This window comes from Nocardia sp. NBC_00403 (assembly GCF_036046055.1).
Lineage (GTDB): Bacteria > Actinomycetota > Actinomycetes > Mycobacteriales > Mycobacteriaceae > Nocardia.
In genome coordinates, this window is sequence record NZ_CP107939.1 from 6,594,231 (window position 1) to 6,613,543 (window position 19,313).

Sequence of the window (19,313 nt, forward strand, 5' to 3'; positions counted from 1 at the left end):
CCGATCGCTTTCCGGATCGTCAGTCGGGAACCGGTACCGGAGCAAGCTCGCGCAGATGAGCGGTAATCCAGTCGTTGACCTCCGTCGTCCGCTCCAACTGAACCAGGTGGCCCGCGCCGCCGATCTTGGTGACCCCGCGCAGGTTCGGGACGTTTTCCCGTAGCGTGGCCAAGGGGTCGCGGCCGCTGAAGCCCTCCATGTCGGGGTCGCGGTCGCCGTAGAGGAAGTAGGTCGGCGGGGTCACCGTGGCCTCCGCGTAGTCGGCGGTGAGTTCCCAGTTGCGGTCGAGTGCGCGGTACCAGTTCAGGCCGCCGGTGAAGCCGGTGCGCTCGAAATCCTGTGCCAAGACATCTAATTCGTCATCCGAAAGCCAGCGCCATGGCAGCGGCGGGGCCTCGGGCAGCACATCGAGGTAGCCGGTGCCTTCCGCCGGGAAACGCCAAGTGTCCAGGTAGTGGTAGTCGGCGCTGAGGGAGTAGTAGACGCGGGCCAGGAAATCCCGCGGGTCGGCACCGAGTTCGGCATCGGCGACGCCGGGCTTCTGGAAGTAGTCCAGATGCAGGAAGTGTCGCTGCGCGGCTTTGGCCCACAGTTGCGACGGCGGACGCGACGGACGCGGTGCGAACGGGTTGTTCAGCACGATGATGCCGCGCACCCGTTCCGGCGCGCGCAATGCCAGCTCCCAGACCAGTGCGGCACCGAAATCCAAGCCGACGAACACAGCTTGTTCGGCGTCGATATCGTCGAGCAGGCCGAGGAGATCGCCGATCACCTCACGATTCGTGTGCGCCGCCACATCGGCGGGCGCCTCGGTACGTCCGTAGCCACGCAGATCGGGTGCGATAGCCCGGTAACCTGCTGCAGCGACCGCCGCTAGCTGGCGATTCCAGATGAACCACGTGTGTGGGAAGCCGTGGCAGAAGATCACCGGATGCCCCTCGCCTTGTTCGGCGACGTGCATTCGAATGCCATTGGTCGCCACGAACCGATGGGTCAACTCCACTGCGGCCTCCAAAACATAGAACGCGTTCTTGTTTCAAGGTAATGTCCCGAGATCGTGAACGGAATACCTCACCTACTCGGCGGCCACGTAGCCGTCGTCACCGGCGCCAGCCGCGGAATCGGCAAAGGCGTCGCGCTGGAATTGGGCGCAGCAGGTGCGACGGTGTACGTCACCGGGCGCTCGGCCGCGGCCGGCAGGCTGCCGGGGACGGTGCACGAGACGGCCGCGGAGATCGATGCCCTCGGCGGCCACGGGATACCGTTCGTGTGCGACCACCGCGACGACGATGCGATCCAGCGCCTGTTCACCCGCGTGCGCGATGAGCGAGGCCGGCTGGATGTGCTGGTGAACAATGTCTACAACTCCCCCGCCGCTGCCCGCTGGCTCGGCAAGCCGTTCTGGGAGGTGCCCCCGGCCGCATGGGACGAGACGTTCGATGTCGGCGTCCGATCTCACTACACGGCAAGCGCATTCGCCGCGCCACTGCTGATCGAGTCGGCGGGTTTGATCGCCAATATCTCCTCGCCGGGTGCACAGCGCTACATGCACAATGCCGTGTACGGCGTGGCGAAGACCGCGCTGGACCGGCTCACCGCCGATATGGCCCACGACCTCACCGACACCGGCGTCACCGTAGTCTCCCTGTGGCCCGGAATCGTGAATACCGAACTCCTGCAACTAGTCCCGGCAAACGAGCAGGGCAGGCGCCTGGTCACCCTCCCGGGCGAGGGCACCTTCGACCTCGACGCCGCCGAATCCCCCCGCTTCCCCGGCCGGGCGGTCGTCGCCCTCGCCACCGACCCCGACCGCCGCGCCAGGACCGGCCGAGCCTGGCGGGTTGCCGATTTGGCCGAGCAATACGGCTTCACCGACGTCGACGGCCGCATCCCGCGCGCCGACTGACTCCGTGACGAACACACCTCACCTGGGCATCAATCCCTCGGAGCTCGCCGCAAGAGCGCGGTCACGCCGTGCACTGTCCCAGCCGTAATGCTCTGCGGCCGTACACCATCCGTACAGCAAAGCGAGCAGATCGGCTAGCTCGAGGTCCGCGCGCACTACGCCATCGGCACGAGCGGCGACCAACAGCTCCGACAGTGCTCGACGCATCTCCGCGGCGACTTCGGCGTGCCCATCCGCTGATTTGACGTCCACTCCGGCCGCGAGTAGCGCGTTCCCCAAGTCCTTCTTCGCGGCGGCATCGGCAACGACGCTGTCGATGATCTCGAACGTGCAGACGCCTGATCCACGGCCGAGTAGCCCAACCTGTTGCCCCGACTACCCGCGCGACTCGCATCCGCCCGACAGTGCGACAACTAGTCATCGATTGGTGTTGCGTCTCGGGCGATTCCGAGAAAGCGCTGCACCGAGCGCAATGGGGCGGGCTTGGCACGCCAGGTGAGGTAGACGTGCGAAGGCGGGGCGTCCGGGATGTCGCGGTAGACCACGCCGGGATGCGGTGCACGGGTCCGCGCCAGGATCGGGACGCCGCCGATGCCGCGATCCGCCGCAACGAGTTCGATCCATTCGTCGAAATTCGTGCAGGTGATGATGGCGCGATCCGGGTACGGCGGATCCCATGATCCGGCATGGATGGTGCCTGAGACCACGTTGACGACCAATGGGTAGCTCGCGAGGTCGGCCCATCGAAGGTCCTCGACATGGGCGAGTGGAGAGTTCACCGAGACTGCGAGCATCCGATCCTCGGTTCCGATCACCCGGGACGCGAGGTGACGTGGGAGCCGAATCTCGTTGCGGTGGATCGCGATATCGATCGACCGGTCCGCCAGCGCGGCCATCGGGTCTTCGACGCGGTGCAGCGAGATGCGGCCGCCGAGCGCCTCGTAGCGGGTGCGGGTCTGCGCGAACCAGGTATCGGGGAGCAGCCAGGAGAAACCGACGTCGAGGGTGGCGCGCGAGCGGAGTTCGTCACGGACGGTATCGATGTCGGCGATGATCCGCCTGCTGTGCGCCAGCAGTTCCGCGCCTTCTTCGGTCAGTTCGAAGCGGCGGGACGAGCGCTCGATCAAGCGGCATTCGACTCGGCGTTCCAACTGCTGGATGGTCCGGGTGAGCGCGGGCTGACTGAGGTGCAGGCGTGCTGCGGCACGGGTGTAGTTCGCCTCCTCGCACAGCGCGAGGTACGCCCGGAGGTGCCGCAACTCGATATCCATGCATCGAGCGTATACATCGTGCGTAGAAAGCATTTCACGGCCGGGTCGGCGGTCCGTACGGTCAGCAGGTGTGACCGATACCGCCGTAGCTCCCACCACGCGCAGCAGCATTGCACCGGCACTCGCCGCAGGCGCCGGCCTGGCCGCGGCGGTGGGAGTGGGCCGCTTCGCCTATACCCCGGTGATGCCCGCCATGGTCGATGCGCACCGGATCAGCGCACACGACGGAGCGTTGATCGCCGCCGCCAATTACGCGGGCTATCTCGTGGGTGCTGTGCTGTTGGCTCGACGGCCGGACCTGAACAGCCCCCTGTCTTTTCGCCTCGCCGCCGCGACGCTGGTGATGAGCGAAGTGCTGCTGGCGATACCGGGACCGGCGGTGCTCCCCGCTGTGTTGCGACTGATCGCCGGGGTGGCGAGCGCGGTGATCTTCGTCGGCTGCGCCGGGGCGATCGCCCGACTCGGCGGGCATGGACACGCGGCGGGCATCGCGTTCGGCGGCGTCGGCCTCGGCATTGCGCTGACCGGCCTGCTGGCCCTTGCCGCACGACCGGTACTGCCCTGGCAAGCACTCTGGTCCGGCGCGGCGGTATTGACAGCGCTGCTGTTGCTGCCGGCGCTCCGGCTCGACATCCATCCGGGCTATCGGTCCACCGCAGTAGCAGGCAGACGCCGCTCGACTCCGGCTTGGCGTGCGTTGCTCGTCGCCTACTCCCTCGAAGGTGTCGGCTACATCGTGATCGGCACTTTCCTGGTCGCCGCCGTCAGCGCGCACAGCGGCCCGACCGTCGGCTCGGTGATGTGGGTGATCGTCGGTGCGGCCGCGGCGCCCGCCGTGCTGTGGGGCATGGCCGCCCGACACTGGAGACCCGCGACAGTGTTGGTCGCAGCGCTATCGGCGCAATGCGTGTCGGCAGGGCTGCCCGCCCTGTCCACCGCGCTCTGGTCGGCCATCATCTCCGCGGTGCTGTTCGGCGGCACCTTCATGGGCATCACCATGCTCGCGATCCGAGTGGGCACCGAGCTGTCGGACCACCGAGCAGCGGCAACGCTCACCGCGGGCTACGGATCCGGACAGATGATCGGCCCGCTCGTCGTGGCGCCGGTAATCGGCGACGGCTACACCGCGGCATTCGTGATCGCCACGGCGGTGCTGATCGCGGCGACGGCGGCAGCCGTTATCGTTGCGCGGATACCCGAACCCTCACCACCACCGAACCCGTGACGATCGATCCACCTCGAGATCTTCGGCGCAGCACAAATCGCCGCAGCTCACTCGAATCGTGAGCTGCGGCGTTGGGCCCGAAGGACCGTCAGGCGAACTTGATCTCCAGGCCGATGCCGAGGATGGCGATGAGCCAGACCAGGCCGGTGAAGATAGTGACGCGGTCGAGGTTCTTCTCGACGACAGTGGATCCCGACAGGCTGGACTGGACGCCACCGCCGAACAGGCTGGACAGACCTCCACCCTTGGCGCGGTGCAGCAGCACCAGCAACACCAGCAGCACGCTGGTGACGATCAGGAGGATATCCAGGAACATCCGCATGTCGGACAGTCTATGGGGTAGCCCCTGCCGGACCTAATGCGGCTCCACCGCGACGAGGTGGGTGATGTTGTCGTCGCCGTTGGTGAACGCCGCTACCGCGCGTTCCCGCAGTTGATCTTGGGCGGTGAGCCGCACCTGATGCTGATGCATGTGTTCGGCCCAGGAGCGCACCACGAACGCCTCCACATAGCGGTCGAGCACACCGACGTCGCGATACAACCGCCACTCCATCGCGCCGGTGCGCTGCCGCGAGCGCCCGACGAAGGCCATCGCGGCCATGAACTCGTCTACGTTCTCGGCGGGCACGTCATAGGTCCGCAGTACCAGCACCGGGCCGTCGGCCGGATCCGGCTCGACCACGAGCTGCGGCTCGGGCCAAAAGGCCGACGGCGTCAGGTCCAGTTCTTCGGCGTTGTGCCGGATCGGCAGCCAGAGCGTGCTCACCGCGCAACAGGCGAGCAGCGCGGCGGAAACGAGCATGGTCGACATCGAGCCGACAGCACCGGCGACCAGGCCCCAGACCAGCGACCCGCTCGCCTGACCGCCCATGAACACCAGCATGTACACCGACAGCCCGCGCGCCCGCACCCACGCGGGCAACAGCAACTGCATGGTCGAGTTCAATGTGGCCATCGCCAGCAGCCAGGCCAGCCCCGCGCCGACCAGCAGGACAAGCACCACCGGCACCGAGTGCAGCAACACCGTGGCCACCGTCGCGGCACCGAACAACACCGCGGCCACGGCCAGCCGGTGCGTCGGGGTCAGCATCGACCGCAATCGCGACAACGCAAGCGCGCCGAGCACCGCGCCGATGCCGAGGGCGCCGAGCATCAGCCCGTAACCGGACGCGGACAGACCGAAATGGTCGCGCGCGATGACCGGAAGCAACGCCCACAACGCACTCGCCGGCGCGATGAAAAGGATCGCGCGCAACAGCACGCGGCGAATCGCGGGAGCCGCTCGAATAAAGCGGGTGCCCGCCTGCAACGCCGCCAGCGGGCGCTCGGTCGGCAGGCTCTGATCGGTCCGCGGGCGGCGCCACAGTGCGAGCGCCGCGACGATCCCGCCGAACGACACCGCGTTGAGCGTAAACACCACGGTCGGCCCGGACACCGTCACCAGCACACCGGCCACCGCGGGACCGACCGCCCGGCCGATGTTGATATTCATGCTGCTGAGTGCGGCGGCGGACGTAATCTGTTCGCGCGGAACCAGTTCCGGCTGGATCGCCTGCCACGCGGGCGCGGTGAGCGCCTGCCCGCAGCCGAGCAGGAACAGTAGCGTCAGCAGCACCGCAGGCGTGGTGTGTCCGGTCGCGGTCGACACCGCGAGCAACGCGGCGAGCAACGCCATCGCCGACTGCGCACCGAGCAGCAGTCGGCGCCGATCGACCAGATCGGCGAGCACCCCCGACGGGATGGACAGCAACATCACCGGCAGCGTGATCGCGGTCTGCACCAACGAAACCAGCGTCGCCGCATTCGGCTCGTCGACCAGAATCCACTGCGCACCCACGGTCTGCATCCAGGTGCCCAGGTTCGATACCAGCTGGGCGATCCACAGCGCCCGATAGACCGGCGATCGCAGTGGCGCCCAGGTGGATAGCGGGATCGTTGCGTCGGCGGTGGTCACGGTGCTGAGTTTAGCGGCGCTCGCCGAGCGCACCGGGGCAGAAACATTGCACCACTGATCCATCCTCAGCGTGCACCTCCACGGCGCTCCAGCTGCTGATCCGGGCGGCCGAGTGTTACTTTCAACTCCGCACGGACAGGATTGCGCCTATTCATCGGTCAGGCCGGACGCATGGCGGCTGGGCACGAAGCAGTGGATCGGCCGCGATTCGGGCTGCGGTCTCGGGGTCCGGCAGGTAGGGGCAGGCGGTCAATAGCCACTCGCAGCGCAGCTCGGGGATGACGACCTGGGGTCGGTCCCATTCGTTTTCCAGTTCAGGACCCCAATTCATGGGTGCGGCACCGGGTGCGAGGGCAGGACCGTCGAACAGACCCCTGGCACGCAGGAGGTCTATGGTGACGCCGAGGTAGTCGTTCCATCGGGAGTATGAGGTAGCCAGGGTCCGAGGATCGGGGACGTCGAGCTTCAGCAGCCAGATGCCGTGCGCCCACTGGTCATCGCCGAGCAGCGAATTCGCAGTCTGCCGGATTCGGTTGCGCCGCAGCGCCCGACCTGGCCAACACCAGATGGGCGGCGCGCTATCGCAGACGATGTCCCGACCCTGCATCTCCGCGACCATCGCCCGGAACGCGGGCCGCCAGTTGACGATCACTCGATCCCATTCGGCCAGGTAGCGCCCGTCGGATCGCACTGCGGCGACGACTTCCGGCGCTTGCAACGTCCACAACCGCATCAATGCCCTCCAGCAATGACCGCCCACTCCGGGCGGGCACGATGCCCGCTCCAGCGGATTCCACCGACATCCCGCTTGCCTGAGGCGCTGTTTGCCCAACCCAGCGATCCAACGACGGTAGCCCCTCCGCAATGTGTGGGCATGCCATTTTCGGCGTGCCCACAGGCAGCGCAGCGCGACATCGAGTGAATCATTCTGTGCACCAACGTGTTACATTACCGCCAGGCAGGCCGTCAGCTGCCGAGTGAAGACCTCCTCCGAGGTCCGCGCGATCAGATGCAGCCTGCTGTCGAACTGCCGGAACATCGCACCGGCCGAAAGCCCTGCACGCCCGCAGATCTCTTGCACCGTGGCGCGCTGATAACCCACTTCGCCGATCGCGACGATGGTAGCGCTTGGCTACCGTCGCGGCGCGGCGTTACTGCTGGGTGCGACGCGGACGCGGATTCGGCGCTACCAGTCACCGCTGCCCATCCTGCCGGTGGGTCCGGTCGGGGCGAACGCGGCATCGCCGCCGTGTCCGGCGCTCGACCGCAAAGTGGTTGAACGACAGGCCCAATGGCGCGCCTGCCGCTTCAGGACGCAGTGACCGCGAGCGGACGTCGGACCGCATCGGCGGGCCGGTCAGGGTCGAGAATGCCGGTCTCGGTACGGCAACGTCGGTAGGATCGCAACATGTCGGCAAACTTCGTGCGTTTCGGTCCGATTCTCTTGCTCACATTGTGGGCGGCTGCCTGCACAAGCGACTCGGAGAAATCTCCAGAGCATGCGCCGACCCCGATCGGCCACACCTACGTCTCCACCGAAGTCGAAGGTGTGCCCATCCCGGGCGACGGCCCGCTGACGCTCACCTTCGTAGCCGATCGGATCTCGGCCGCCGCGGGTTGCAACACCTACAGCGGCGCGGTCGTCCTCGACAACCACAAGCTGCAGGTATCCACGCTGGCCGGCACCCTCATGGCCTGCTCGGGTGACCGCGATGGTGCCGACGAATGGCTCACGAACCTCCTGAACTCGTCGCCTGGCTGGCAGTTGGACAACACCGAACTCACCCTGCACGGCACCAACTCGACCGTGCACCTGCTCGACAAGAAGGTCGCCCAACCCGACAAGCCGCTGACCGGCACCACCTGGATCGTTACCGAGATCATCACCCCCGACGCCAGGACCCGATCGCAGACCATCGACGAGGTGAAACCGACCCTCACCATCGCCCCCGACGGTGCCGTCTCCGGAAGCGGCGGCTGCAACCGGCTGACCGGCAACGCCACCATCACAGGCGCTGACGTCACCTTCCGGGTCGCCAGCACCAGGATGATGTGTTCACCCGAGGTGATGGAGGTCGAGACCGCCGTCCTCGAGGCCCTCGACGGCAAGACCACCGCCACCATCGACGCGGACACCCTCAGCCTGCGAAACGACAAGGGCGACGGCCTGACCTTGCGCGCCGTATAGGGCCATCGAATAACGACGAGCCGGGCATCATGTCGATGCCCGGCTCGTCGTCACGAAAACGCTTACGGCAGTGGGCCACCCGCGGCGATCGCCGACAGGGTTGCGAACTCGTCACCCTTGAGCGAAGCGCCGCCGACCAGTGCGCCGTCGATATCCGTCTGTGAGACGAGCTCACCGACGTTCTTGGCGTTCACCGAACCGCCGTAGAGCACCCGCACGCCCGCGGCGACCTCCGGGTTGGCCAGCTCGGCCAGCTCGGCACGGATCGCGCCGCACACTTCCTGCGCGTCGGCAGGCGTGGCGACCTTGCCGGTCCCGATGGCCCAGACCGGCTCGTAGGCGATGACGACCTTCGAAATCTGTTCGGCCGATAGACCTTTCAGCGATCCACGCAACTGCTCGAGGTTGTACTCGACGTGTGTGCCCGCCTCGCGGATGTTCAGGCCCTCACCGATGCAGACGATCGGCGTGATCCCGTACTTCAGCGCCTGCTTCGCCTTGGCGAGCACGGTGGCGTCGTCCTCCAGGTGGTACTGCCGACGCTCCGAGTGCCCGACGACCACATAGGTGCACCCCAGCTTGGCCAGCATGGATCCGCTGATTTCGCCGGTGTACGCGCCTTCGTCGCGCGTGGACACGTCCTGCGCACCGTAGGTGAGCAGCAGCTTGTCGCCCTCCACCAGGGTCTGCACGCTGCGCAGATCGGTGAACGGCGGGACCACGGTGACGTCGACCTTGGCGAAGTACTTCTCCGGCAACGCGAATGCGATCTTCTGCACCAGAGCGATGGCCTCGAGGTGATTGAGGTTCATCTTCCAGTTGCCCGCGATGAGCGGCTTGCGTGCCATGGTCAGTCCTCCAGAACCGCGATGCCCGGAAGTTCCTTACCCTCCAGGTATTCCAGCGACGCGCCGCCGCCGGTGGAGATATGCGAGAAACCGTCCTCGGGCAGCCCGAGCGCCCGCACAGCCGCGGCCGAATCACCGCCGCCGACAACAGTGAACGCACCCTTGCCGGTTGCGGTCACGATCGACTCGGCGACACCACGGGTGCCTGCCTCGAACTTCTCGAATTCGAACACGCCCATCGGGCCGTTCCAGAAGACGGTGCGCGCCTCGGTCAGCAGCGCCGCGAACCGGCTCACCGACTCGGGGCCGATGTCCAGACCCAGCCAACTCTCCGGAATCTCGTGGGCCGCAACGACCTTCGAGTCCGCGTCGGCAGCGAACTTGTTCGCGACGACGATGTCACGCGGCAGGTGGATCACATCGGCGTAGCGCTCGAGCAGACCCCTGCAGGTATCGATCATCTCCTCCTGCAGCAGCGAGGCCCCCACCGGGAGTCCTTGTGCGGCAAGGAAGGTGAAGCACATACCGCCACCGATGACCAGCGTGTCGACCTTCGGCGCGAGCGCCTCGATGACAGCGAGCTTGTCGGAGACCTTCGAGCCACCGAGCACAACCGCGTATGGACGCTCGGCGTTCTCGGTCAGCTTCGCGAGCACCTCGACCTCGGCGGCGACCAGCGTGCCCGCGTAGTGCGGAAGCAGCTTCGCGACGTCGTAGACCGAGGCCTGCTTGCGATGCACAACACCGAAACCGTCGGAGACGAACGCACCGTCGTCGCCGACCAGCTCGACCAGCGCCGCGGCGAGCTTGGCCCGCTCGGCGTCATCTTTGCTGGTCTCACGCGGATCGAAGCGCACGTTCTCGAGCAGCAGCACATCACCGTCGGTGAGGCCCTCCGAGCGCGACAGCGCGTCGTAGCCGACGACGTCACCGGCGAGCTGGACATTGCGGCCGAGCAGCTCCGCCAGCTGCACCGCGACCGGAGCCAGCGAGAACTTCGGATCCGGCTCGCCCTTGGGGCGGCCGAGGTGCGCCGTGACGACCACCTTGGCGCCGGCCTCGACCAGCGCTTTGATGGTGGGCACCGAGGCGATGATGCGGCCCGGATCGGTGATCTGGCCGTTGTCGTCGAGGGGAACGTTCAGGTCGGAGCGCACGAGCACGCCCCGACCCTCGACACCCTCGCTCAGGAGATCCTGGAGTGTCTTGACTGCCATCGCGTCAGAGCGACTTGCCGACGAGACCGATGAGGTCGGCGAGGCGGTTGGAGTAGCCCCACTCGTTGTCGTACCAGCCGACGACCTTCACCTGATCGTCGATGACCTTGGTCAGCGGCGCATCGTAGATGCAGGAGTGCGGGTCGGTGACGATGTCGCTGGACACGATCGGGTCCACGTTGTACTTCAGGAAGCCCTTCAGCGCACCTTCGGCGGCCGCCTGGTACGCGGCGTTGATCTCGTCGACGGAGGCCGACTTGGTCAGCTTCACGGTGAGGTCGGTGACCGAGCCCGTCGGGACCGGAACACGCAGCGCGTAACCGTCGAGCTTGCCGTTGAGCTCGGGGAGCACCAGGCCGATGGCCTTGGCCGCGCCGGTGCCGGTGGGCACGATGTTCAGCGCGGCGGCGCGGGCGCGACGCAGGTCGCTGTGCGGGCCGTCCTGCAGGTTCTGGTCCTGCGTGTAGGCGTGAATGGTGGTCATCAGACCGCGCTCGATGCCGAAGCTGTCGTTCAGCACCTTTGCCAGCGGGCCGAGGCAGTTGGTGGTGCACGAGGCGTTGGAGATGATGTTCTGGCTGCCGTCGTACTTGTCGTCGTTGACGCCCATGACGACGGTCAGGTCCTCACCCTTGGCAGGCGCGGAGATGATGACCTTCTTGGCGCCGGCGGCGATGTGGCCCTTGGCCTTGGTCGCGTCGGTGAAGATGCCGGTGGACTCGACGACGACGTCGACGCCCAGATCACCCCACGGCAAGGCGGCCGGGCCCTCCTTGATGGCCAGTGCCTTGATCCGCTGCTCGCCGACCACGATGGTGTCGTCGCCGTCCAGCGAGACGTCCTGCGGCAGACGGCCGAGGATCGAGTCGTACTTGAGCAGGGTCGCGAGGGTCGCGTTGTCGGTGAGGTCGTTGACCGCGACGATCTCGATGTCGGTGGTGCCGAGCGCCTTCTGCGCCTCCACCGCCCGGAAGAAGTTACGTCCGATACGACCGAAGCCGTTGATGCCTACCCGGACAGTCACGTTATCGCTCCTCAGCTTTCAAGCGGATTCATTCCGATGCCATAACCACACTAATGCCCGGGCTGTGTGGGATTTGCAGCGCCTACGGCACTGCGTGTTCGCGGCCCCCTTGGTCTCGCGTCCGAGCGGGCGAGACTCGCGCCTTCGGCGCATGCACTTCGGCCACTCGGACGCGAGACGGGCCGCGAACGGTCACTCGTAATACTCGCTCCGTGGCGGTCGGGTCGGGTCGGCACGAACCGGCAGTGATCGGATACTGCGAACCCGCCGCAGACCGGAGTCTGCGGCGGGTTCGCAGCCATATCGTCCAACCGAAACGGCTCAGGCGTCGTCCAGTAGCTCGGCGGTGACGGCCGATTCGGTGTCGGGCACACCCAAGTCCTTGGCGCGCCGATCGGCCATCGACAGCAGACGCCGAATCCGGCCCGCCACAGCATCTTTCGTCATCGGCGGGTCGGCCAGCTGGCCGAGCTCCTCCAGCGACGCCTGGCGATGCTGAACGCGCAGCTTGCCCGCGGCCGCGAGATGGTCGGGCACTTCGTCGCCGAGGATGTCCAACGCGCGCTCCACTCTGGCCGCGGCGGCGACCGCGGCGCGAGCCGAGCGGCGCAGGTTCGCGTCGTCGAAGTTGGCCAGCCGGTTCGCGGTGGCACGCACCTCGCGGCGCATCCTGCGCTCCTCCCAGGTGAGCCTGGTGTCATGCGCACCCATCCTGACCAGCAGCGCGCCGATCGCCTCGCCGTCGCGCACGACGACCCGATCGGTGCCGCGCACCTCGCGTGCCTTCGCCGTGATGCCGAGCCGCCGTGCGGCGCCGACCAATGCCAGTGCCGCCTCCGGACCGGGGCAGCTGACCTCCAGCGCCGACGAACGACCCGGCTCGGTGAGCGAGCCGTGCGCGAGAAACGCTCCGCGCCAAGCCGCTTCGGCATCGCCGATGCTGCCGCCGACCACCTGGGCCGGCAGGCCGCGCACCGGACGCCCGCGCACGTCGAGCAGCCCGGTCTGCCTGGCCAGCGCCTCGCCCTCCTTGGACACGCGCACCACATAGCGCGAGGTCTTGCGTAGACCACCCGCACCGAGCACGTGCACATCGGAGCCGTAGCCGTATAGCTCGAAGATCTCCCTGCGCAACCTGCGCGCAATGGAACCCATGTCCACCTCGGCCTCGACGATCACCCGCCCGCCGACGATGTGCAGGCCGCCCGCAAACCGCAGCAGCGCCGACAGTTCCGCCTTGCGAGAACTCACCTGTGAGACCGTGAGCCTGCTCAGCTCGTCCTTCACTTCGGCTGTCATCGCCACGAGACGCGCTCCTTTCCACCCAACCCGGAACGCACATCCTGACCCATGTGACGTCCCTCGACTCGAAGCCCTGCCATGTGTGGCCGAGGTTGCCGGATCAGCTGATCCAGTGCGGCGGCAAGCTTTCCGGGGTGATGCCGGTCCGTTCCCGCTTCGGCGACATCGGAGAAGGTTACTCGCGCCCGCAATTGTTCGGCAGCCCTGGCCACATGTTCTCTTTCGCGACCTTCCGGCACGGACCCGGAATCGACCAGTACCTCGTCGACCACGAATTCCGGTGCGTGCTGGGACAATACATGCAGATGCCGTTCGGCGGAGAACCCCGCCGTCTCGCCCGGCTCGGCGGCGAGATTGAGCACAAGCACCTTTCTGGCTCTGGTGTACACCAGCGCGTCGCGCAGTTCGGGCACGAGCACGTGCGGAATCACACTCGTGAACCACGATCCGGGGCCGAGCACAACGACATCCGCGTGCTCGATGGCCGAGGTCGCCTCCTGGCTCGCGGGCGGATCCGACGGTATCAGCCGCACCCGCCGCACCTTACCCGGTGTCGTCGCGATGGCAACCTGTCCGCGAATACAGCGGCTCACTCGCGGATCTGCTTCCAGCCCAGAGACATCCGCTTCGATATCGAGCGCGATGGGCGACATCGGCAGCACTCTGCCGGTGACCCGCAACATCTTCGCGACCTCGTCGAGCGCGGCCACCGGATCACCGAGCACCTCGGTGAGACCGGCCAATATCAGGTTTCCGACCGAATGTCCGGCCAGTGCGCCGGTGCCGCCGAACCGATGCTGGATGGTCCGCGTCAGGACGTCGTCGCTGTCGGCGGCAAGCGCGGCAAGCGCCATCCGCAGGTCACCCGGCGGCGGTACGCCTAGTTCCGCGCGCAGTCGGCCCGAGGAGCCACCGTCGTCGGCGACGGTCACCACCGCGCAGATCTTCGTGGTCAGCCGACGCACGGCCGTCAGCGTCGCATACAGGCCGTGCCCGCCACCCAGAGCAACGATGGCGGGATTCGATTCCCACCCGGTCATTCGCGCCCCAGATCCCGATGCACGATCCGCACGACATCGGCGGATTCGCCGGTCTCCGCGCTCATCAATTCGCCCAGCGCTTCCGCAATTGCCACGCTGCGGTGCTTACCCCCGGTGCAGCCCACTGCCACCGTCATGTATCGCTTCCCCTCTTGGCGGTAACCATTCGTCGTCAGGTCGACCAGGTGGTGGCAGGTGCGCAGATAATCGTCCGCGCCGGGGCGCGACAGCACGTACTCGCTGACCACGGTCTCCTGTCCCGAATGTTCCCGAAGTTCCGGTATCCAATGTGGATTAGGTAGAAAACGCACATCCAACACCATGTCCGCGTCCAGTGGAACCCCGTACTTGAACCCGAAGGATTGCACGGTCACCTGCAGCGCGGTGGGCGCGCCACCACCGTAGGCCTCCTCCAGCTTGCGATGCAGTTGGTGGACCGACAGCTCGGTGGTGTCGATGACGAGGTCGGCGGCGGTTTTCACAGTGGAGAGGCGGACCCGTTCCGCGGCGATGCCCGCCGAAAGGGTGCCATCGGTGCTTTCGCTCTGCAGCGGGTGACGTCTGCGGGCAAAACCGAAGCGCCGGATCAACACGTCGTCGGAGGCCTCGAGGAACAACACTCGCGTCCGCACGCCGCGGGCCCGCAACTGCTCGGTGACGACGGAGAGATCACCGGTGAAAAATCGGCTTCGCACGTCCATGACCAGGGCCAGCCTGCGGATCGGCGGATCGGCGGAGGCGCCGAGCTCGACCATGCGCCCGATCAGCTCGGGTGGCAGGTTGTCCGCGACGTACCAGCCGAGATCCTCGAGCACCCGGGCCGCGGTGCCACGTCCGGCACCGGACAGGCCCGTCACGATGACGGCCTCGACCTCCCGCAAACCCCCCTCGACCGGCGTGACGTCAGCATCCACCGGGCCGGCCCGCCCAGCGGTCGGCCGCGGACTGCCCGCACTGTTGTTCGATTCGACGCGTGTCATGTCCTACCGGATCTGTTTCAGGTGCCTGTCGATCATCCCGCACCGTTTCGGGTATCGGGCGCAGACACACAACGTAGGCGGCACGGAACTTCCGGCGGTTCCGAGGACGCTGTTCCTTACTACTCCTCTCGAAGCGCTGCGAGCACCGCTTTGGCAGTCGCCACGCCGATGCCGGGCACTTCCGTGATCTGCTCGACCGTCGCCTCCTTCAACTTGGCCACCGAACCGAAGTGGGTGACCAACGCGGTCCGCCGCGCCGCGCCGAGGCCACGCACCGAGTCGAGAGCGGAGGCGGTCATCCGCCGCGAACGCTTGCTGCGGTGGAAGGTGATCGCGAATCGGTGCGCCTCGTCGCGCACCCGCTGCAGCAGATACAGCGACTCACTGTTGCGCGGCATGATCACCGGGTCACTCTCCCCCGGCACCCACACCTCCTCGAGCCGCTTGGCAAGGCCGATCACCGCGACATCGGTGATCCCGAGCTCGTCGAGCACCTCGGCCGCGGCGGCGACCTGGGGTGCACCGCCGTCGACGACGTAGAGGTTCGGCGGGTAGGCGAACTTCTTCGGGCGTCCGGTGCGTGGATCGATGCCGGGTCGCGAGGTGAGTTCGGCGTCGTCGGATTCGAAGTCGATGACCGTCGTTTCCACATCGACGACCGCGTCCGACCCGGTGACCTCCAGTTCGGTGTGTTCCGCGACGGCGACGACGCCCGGCGGGCCGTCCAGTTCGCTGCGCTCGGCGGCGTCGCGGTCGCGGCGTAGCTTGAGGAACCTGCGACGGGTCACCTCGGCGATGCTGCCGACGTCGTCCGAGCGGCCTTCGCCTGCGGCCTCCTTGATCGCATAGTGGCGGTACTCGGACTTGCGTGGCAGACCGTCTTCGAAGACCACCAGCGAGGCCACCACATCGGTGCCCTGTACGTGGCTGATATCTACACATTCGATGCGCAGCGGCGCACTGTCGAGATCGAGGGCGTCCTGAATGTCTTGCAGAGCTTGCGATCTCGATGTCAGATCGCCTGCGCGCTTGAGCTTGTGCTGAGCCAGCGCCTCCATCGCGTTGCGCTGTACCGTCTCGGCGAGCGCCTTCTTGTCCCCCCGCTGCGGCACCCGCAGCTGCACCGCCGATCCGCGCAGCCTGCTCAGCCATTCCTGGATCTGCTCGGCGTCGGCGGGCAATTGCGGGACGAGCACCTCACGCGGCACCACGTTCGCGGGCTGCTCGTCTTCGCCCTGTTCGACCTGCGCAGCCTGCTCGCCGTAGAACTGGGTGAGGAACTGCTCCACCAGGGCCGCCATTTCGCCGCCGGCCTCCGGTACGTCGATGGCGTCGCCGGATTTGTCGACCACCCAGCCGCGCTGGCCGCGAACCCGGCCGTCGCGGACGTGGAAGATCTGCACCGCCGCCTCCAATTCGTCGGTGGCGAAGGCGATCACGTCGGCGTCGGTGCCGGTGCCGAGCACGACGGCCTGCTTCTCCAGTGCCCTCCGCAGTGCCTGGACATCGTCACGCAGCCGGGCGGCGGTCTCGAAATCGAGCTCTTCGGCGGCGTCGAGCATGCGGCGTTCCAGTTGGCGCACCATGCGGTCGGTGCGCCCGGCCAGGAAGTCGCAGAAGTCGTCGACGATGTCGCGGTGCTCCTCGGCGCTCACCCTGCCGATGCACGGCGCCGCGCATTTGTCGATGTAGCCGAGCAGGCAAGGGCGGCCGATCTGGTTGTGTCGCTTGAAGACTCCGTTGGAGCAGGTGCGTGCCGGGAACACGCGCAGCAGCAGGTCGAGGGTCTCGCGGATCGCCCAGGCGTGCGCGTATGGGCCGAAGTACCGCACGCCCTTGCGGCGCGCGCCGCGGTAGACGAACAGCCGTGGGTACTCCTCGTCGAGCGTGACCGCCAGCACCGGATACGACTTGTCGTCGCGGTAGCGGACGTTGAAGCGCGGATCGAATTCCTTGATCCAGTTGTATTCCAGCTGCAGCGCTTCGACCTCGGTGGAGACGACCGTCCACTCCACGCTCGCGGCGGTGGTGACCATCTGCCGCGTCCGTGGGTGCAGCGAAGCGACATCGGCGAAGTACGAGTTCAGCCTGCTGCGCAGGCTCTTGGCCTTGCCGACATAGATGACCCGCCCGTAGGAGTCCCGGAACTTGTACACACCGGGTTCGACGGGAATCGTGCCGGGCGCGGGCCGGTACGTCGCTGGATCTGCCACCCATCAAGCCTATCGAGCGGGTCCGACAGGCCGATCGGGGCCGACGCTCACCAGCAGCGCGATAACCTGCGGGACAGACACGGGCCGATCAGGCCGTCTTGCGGAAGAACCATCCTGTTGATGCGGAGTGGAACAGCAGCGCGACGATCACCGCAGCGCCTGCGATGACCGCGAGGACCGGCAGGACGCCCACCTGAGACGGCAGCCCGGAGATGATCGTGAAAAGTCCGATGAAGATCTGCACACTCGCCAGAATCACGGCGGTCACCCAGACCCAGAGTTCCCGGAGCCCGAAGATCAAGACGTTGGCGGCGAGCACCCAGCTGGCAAAGAACTCGGCCGAGCTAGCACTTGCAGATTCGACATTATCGAGCAGGCCCAGCACAAAATGCCCAAGGGTAAAAGCCACCAGGAACCCGGCCCCGAGGCGCACCCTGCGCACCGCATCGGGCATGTTCGATGTAACGACGGCGAATCGGAAGAAATGACGGACCGTGGTGCTGGCATCGACCATTCGGCGGACCTTGGACAAATCCCCGACTGCCGGAACGATTTTCGGCTCGTCCACGACAGCAACATTCGAAACCACGATCACTCCTCATCGAGCTTTGCGCCACGTCCTCACAGACGCGCAAATCGGACGCTATCGGAATGATCGGCCTGCTTACAATCGAGTAAGTATGCTTATGACGAGGGCCACAACCATATTCAGTCGGCAGATCGATGTGACCCACGCGACATATTCCCACGCCAGAGCCGGCGCCCTTCCGCGTCGAATAATCGCGAGAATTCTTCGCTCAGCGCGCAGGAAGCGAGACGCCCACGACGAACCAGGCTTGTGCCACGGGCCGCCGAAGCAACCAGGCAACAGCGGCGCAAACACCCGCAGAGTAGAGAACCGCCACAATCCAGAGCACGGGTGGAATGACATCGCTGCGCGCCCACACGCAGACCGCACACTGCAAAAATGCCAACACGATCGCGGTGACCCCCGTCCACTGCCACCGACCGGCGAATCCGCAGGCGACAAGCCCCAATATCCAACCGAAGACGAATTGAATCGAGGCCGCCCGCGCCGCATCGACACCGATGGTCGATCCCATGATTGCCGGATAGGCGATCCCGAATACCGCCATGCCCCATGCGGCTTCACGCGCCTCGCGGACCTGCGTGGGCATGCCGCCCAGCATTCGGGCGGCCACCGCGATGGCATGATTCTCCGCAGCAGGGTCCGCATACACGGCGCTCCCCCATTCCAACGAGGAAACCAGCGAACCCCCGACGGGCCCGCAGATCGCACGGTAATTCGGCACGGTGGCCCAGACGACGCGATCGCTCACCACTGTGACACGGGACACAATCGAACGGTACTGCTATTACGCGCTGCCTCGGCGCTCGCGATTCGATGGCGCAATCAGCCGAGTTCGTACCGCTCCAGGACTCGCAGCAGCGCGTCCGGACGTTCCACCGTCGGCAAGGGGTCGACCAGGGCGAAGCGACACCCGAGGGCAGTCGCACCGCCATCGGCCTCCGCGCTGTCACCGACCATCAACGCCGACTCAGCGGGCACCCCGAGTTCCTCGAACGCGGCCCGGAAGATACGTGGATCCGGTTTGACCGAACCGACCTCGAAGGACAGTACGAAGCTGTCGACCAACCGGTCCCAGCCCCTTGCCGCGAAGGTAGGACGCACATCGAACGCGATGTTGCTGACCAGGCCGACCGGAATACGCTGCGCCGCAAGCGTTTTCAGAACATCCTCGGTATCGGGATACGGCGTCCACGACATCGGGTCGACGAGCCTGCCGTACAACCGCTCCGCTTGCCGCACCGTCGGCACCCCGAAGTGCCGCAGCACCTCGAGGTAGGCCTTTCGGTGCTGCCGTGGATCCAGATCCCTTTGCTCCCAGGCGATCTGACCTTCGGCGTCGAACTGCACCGACTGACCGACAGGGGCTGTCATGCGCCGGATGATCTCGGCCGTTTCGTGCACATCGAACGGCTGCCCGTCCTCGCCGACCAGATCATCGGCCCAGGATTCGTCATCCTCCAGCCGAAACAGCGTCCCGGAAAAGTCGAAGAGCACCGCCGTTACCGTCACCGAGCCAGCTTACCGGCCCGTGATCGGCCTCTCATGACCTTCCC

Annotated in this window: 20 protein-coding genes; 3 read left to right on the forward strand and 17 right to left on the reverse strand. The window is 66.5% G+C overall.

What is annotated here, in order from left to right; all coding sequences use genetic code 11:
• Positions 1–19 precede the first annotated feature (19 nt).
• Complete coding sequence (locus OHQ90_RS29395; protein WP_328402978.1) at positions 20–1,003, reverse strand: alpha/beta fold hydrolase; 984 nt, start codon at positions 1,001–1,003, stop codon at positions 20–22.
• A 54-nt stretch (positions 1,004–1,057) separates the two neighbouring features.
• Here OHQ90_RS29395 and OHQ90_RS29400 point away from each other — a divergent pair, with 54 nt between their 5' ends.
• Positions 1,058–1,906 (forward strand): SDR family NAD(P)-dependent oxidoreductase, encoded by an 849-nt coding sequence (locus OHQ90_RS29400; RefSeq protein ID WP_328402980.1) that lies wholly within the window; start codon positions 1,058–1,060, stop codon positions 1,904–1,906.
• Between the two features lie 18 nt (positions 1,907–1,924).
• Here OHQ90_RS29400 and OHQ90_RS29405 read toward each other — a convergent pair whose 3' ends face one another.
• Both OHQ90_RS29405 and OHQ90_RS29410 read right to left on the reverse strand, forming a co-directional pair.
• A complete protein-coding gene (locus OHQ90_RS29405; protein WP_328413166.1) occupies positions 1,925–2,227 on the reverse strand; it encodes an SbtR family transcriptional regulator in 303 nt (100 codons plus the stop codon).
• A gap of 92 nt (positions 2,228–2,319) precedes the next feature.
• Positions 2,320–3,177 carry a LysR family transcriptional regulator gene (locus OHQ90_RS29410; RefSeq protein WP_328402982.1) on the reverse strand — a complete coding sequence of 286 codons (858 nt, stop codon included), beginning with the start codon at positions 3,175–3,177 and terminating at the stop codon, positions 2,320–2,322.
• 70 nt (positions 3,178–3,247) lie between these two features.
• Between OHQ90_RS29410 and OHQ90_RS29415 the strand changes: the two genes are divergently transcribed.
• Positions 3,248–4,402, forward strand: coding sequence for a YbfB/YjiJ family MFS transporter (locus tag OHQ90_RS29415; RefSeq protein WP_328402984.1), 1,155 nt, complete (start codon positions 3,248–3,250; stop codon positions 4,400–4,402).
• Positions 4,403–4,490: 88 nt separating this feature from the next.
• On the opposite strand, the gene secG is transcribed toward OHQ90_RS29415, so the two are convergent.
• The 4 genes from secG to OHQ90_RS29435 form a co-directional block, all read right to left on the reverse strand.
• Complete coding sequence (secG, locus tag OHQ90_RS29420; RefSeq protein ID WP_328402986.1) at positions 4,491–4,724, reverse strand: preprotein translocase subunit SecG; 234 nt, start codon at positions 4,722–4,724, stop codon at positions 4,491–4,493.
• 33 nt (positions 4,725–4,757) lie between these two features.
• Positions 4,758–6,356, reverse strand: a complete 1,599-nt coding sequence (locus tag OHQ90_RS29425; RefSeq protein ID WP_442941203.1) for an MFS transporter — start codon at positions 6,354–6,356, stop codon at positions 4,758–4,760.
• 151 nt (positions 6,357–6,507) lie between these two features.
• Positions 6,508–7,089: a hypothetical protein gene (locus OHQ90_RS29430; RefSeq protein ID WP_328402989.1), complete on the reverse strand. Its 582-nt coding sequence runs from the start codon at positions 7,087–7,089 to the stop codon at positions 6,508–6,510.
• A 210-nt stretch (positions 7,090–7,299) separates the two neighbouring features.
• Positions 7,300–7,458 (reverse strand): TetR family transcriptional regulator, encoded by a 159-nt coding sequence (locus OHQ90_RS29435; protein ID WP_328402991.1) that lies wholly within the window; start codon positions 7,456–7,458, stop codon positions 7,300–7,302.
• A 306-nt stretch (positions 7,459–7,764) separates the two neighbouring features.
• Here OHQ90_RS29435 and OHQ90_RS29440 point away from each other — a divergent pair, with 306 nt between their 5' ends.
• Positions 7,765–8,544, forward strand: a complete 780-nt coding sequence (locus OHQ90_RS29440) for an META domain-containing protein (protein WP_328402993.1) — start codon at positions 7,765–7,767, stop codon at positions 8,542–8,544.
• 62 nt (positions 8,545–8,606) lie between these two features.
• Here the strand turns inward: OHQ90_RS29440 and tpiA are convergent, their stop codons facing one another.
• The 10 genes from tpiA to OHQ90_RS29490 form a co-directional block, all read right to left on the reverse strand.
• Positions 8,607–9,392, reverse strand: a complete 786-nt coding sequence (gene tpiA / locus OHQ90_RS29445; protein WP_328402994.1) for a triose-phosphate isomerase — start codon at positions 9,390–9,392, stop codon at positions 8,607–8,609.
• 2 nt (positions 9,393–9,394) lie between these two features.
• Positions 9,395–10,609 carry a phosphoglycerate kinase gene (locus tag OHQ90_RS29450; protein WP_328402996.1) on the reverse strand — a complete coding sequence of 405 codons (1,215 nt, stop codon included), beginning with the start codon at positions 10,607–10,609 and terminating at the stop codon, positions 9,395–9,397.
• 4 nt (positions 10,610–10,613) lie between these two features.
• Positions 10,614–11,633 (reverse strand): type I glyceraldehyde-3-phosphate dehydrogenase, encoded by a 1,020-nt coding sequence (gene gap / locus OHQ90_RS29455; protein WP_328402998.1) that lies wholly within the window; start codon positions 11,631–11,633, stop codon positions 10,614–10,616.
• Positions 11,634–11,954: 321 nt separating this feature from the next.
• Entirely contained in the window at positions 11,955–12,938 is a 984-nt protein-coding gene (whiA, locus tag OHQ90_RS29460) for a DNA-binding protein WhiA (RefSeq protein WP_328403000.1), read from the reverse strand.
• Positions 12,929–13,975, reverse strand: coding sequence for a gluconeogenesis factor YvcK family protein (locus OHQ90_RS29465; RefSeq protein WP_328403002.1), 1,047 nt, complete (start codon positions 13,973–13,975; stop codon positions 12,929–12,931). Before OHQ90_RS29465 ends, whiA begins: the two co-directional genes overlap by 10 nt.
• On the reverse strand, positions 13,972–14,955 hold the full coding sequence (gene rapZ, locus OHQ90_RS29470) for an RNase adapter RapZ (RefSeq protein ID WP_328403004.1): 984 nt from the start codon (positions 14,953–14,955) through the stop codon (positions 13,972–13,974). Before rapZ ends, OHQ90_RS29465 begins: the two co-directional genes overlap by 4 nt.
• 119 nt (positions 14,956–15,074) lie before the next feature.
• A complete protein-coding gene (gene uvrC / locus OHQ90_RS29475; RefSeq protein WP_328403006.1) occupies positions 15,075–17,168 on the reverse strand; it encodes an excinuclease ABC subunit UvrC in 2,094 nt (697 codons plus the stop codon).
• Between the two features lie 88 nt (positions 17,169–17,256).
• Positions 17,257–17,682, reverse strand: a complete 426-nt coding sequence (locus OHQ90_RS29480; protein ID WP_328403008.1) for a hypothetical protein — start codon at positions 17,680–17,682, stop codon at positions 17,257–17,259.
• A gap of 283 nt (positions 17,683–17,965) precedes the next feature.
• The gene (locus OHQ90_RS29485; protein ID WP_328403010.1) at positions 17,966–18,526 is read right to left on the reverse strand and encodes a hypothetical protein; all 561 of its coding nucleotides are present in this window, start codon (positions 18,524–18,526) and stop codon (positions 17,966–17,968) included.
• Between the two features lie 56 nt (positions 18,527–18,582).
• Entirely contained in the window at positions 18,583–19,269 is a 687-nt protein-coding gene (locus OHQ90_RS29490) for an HAD family hydrolase (RefSeq protein WP_328403012.1), read from the reverse strand.
• Between the last annotated feature and the right edge of the window lie 44 nt (positions 19,270–19,313).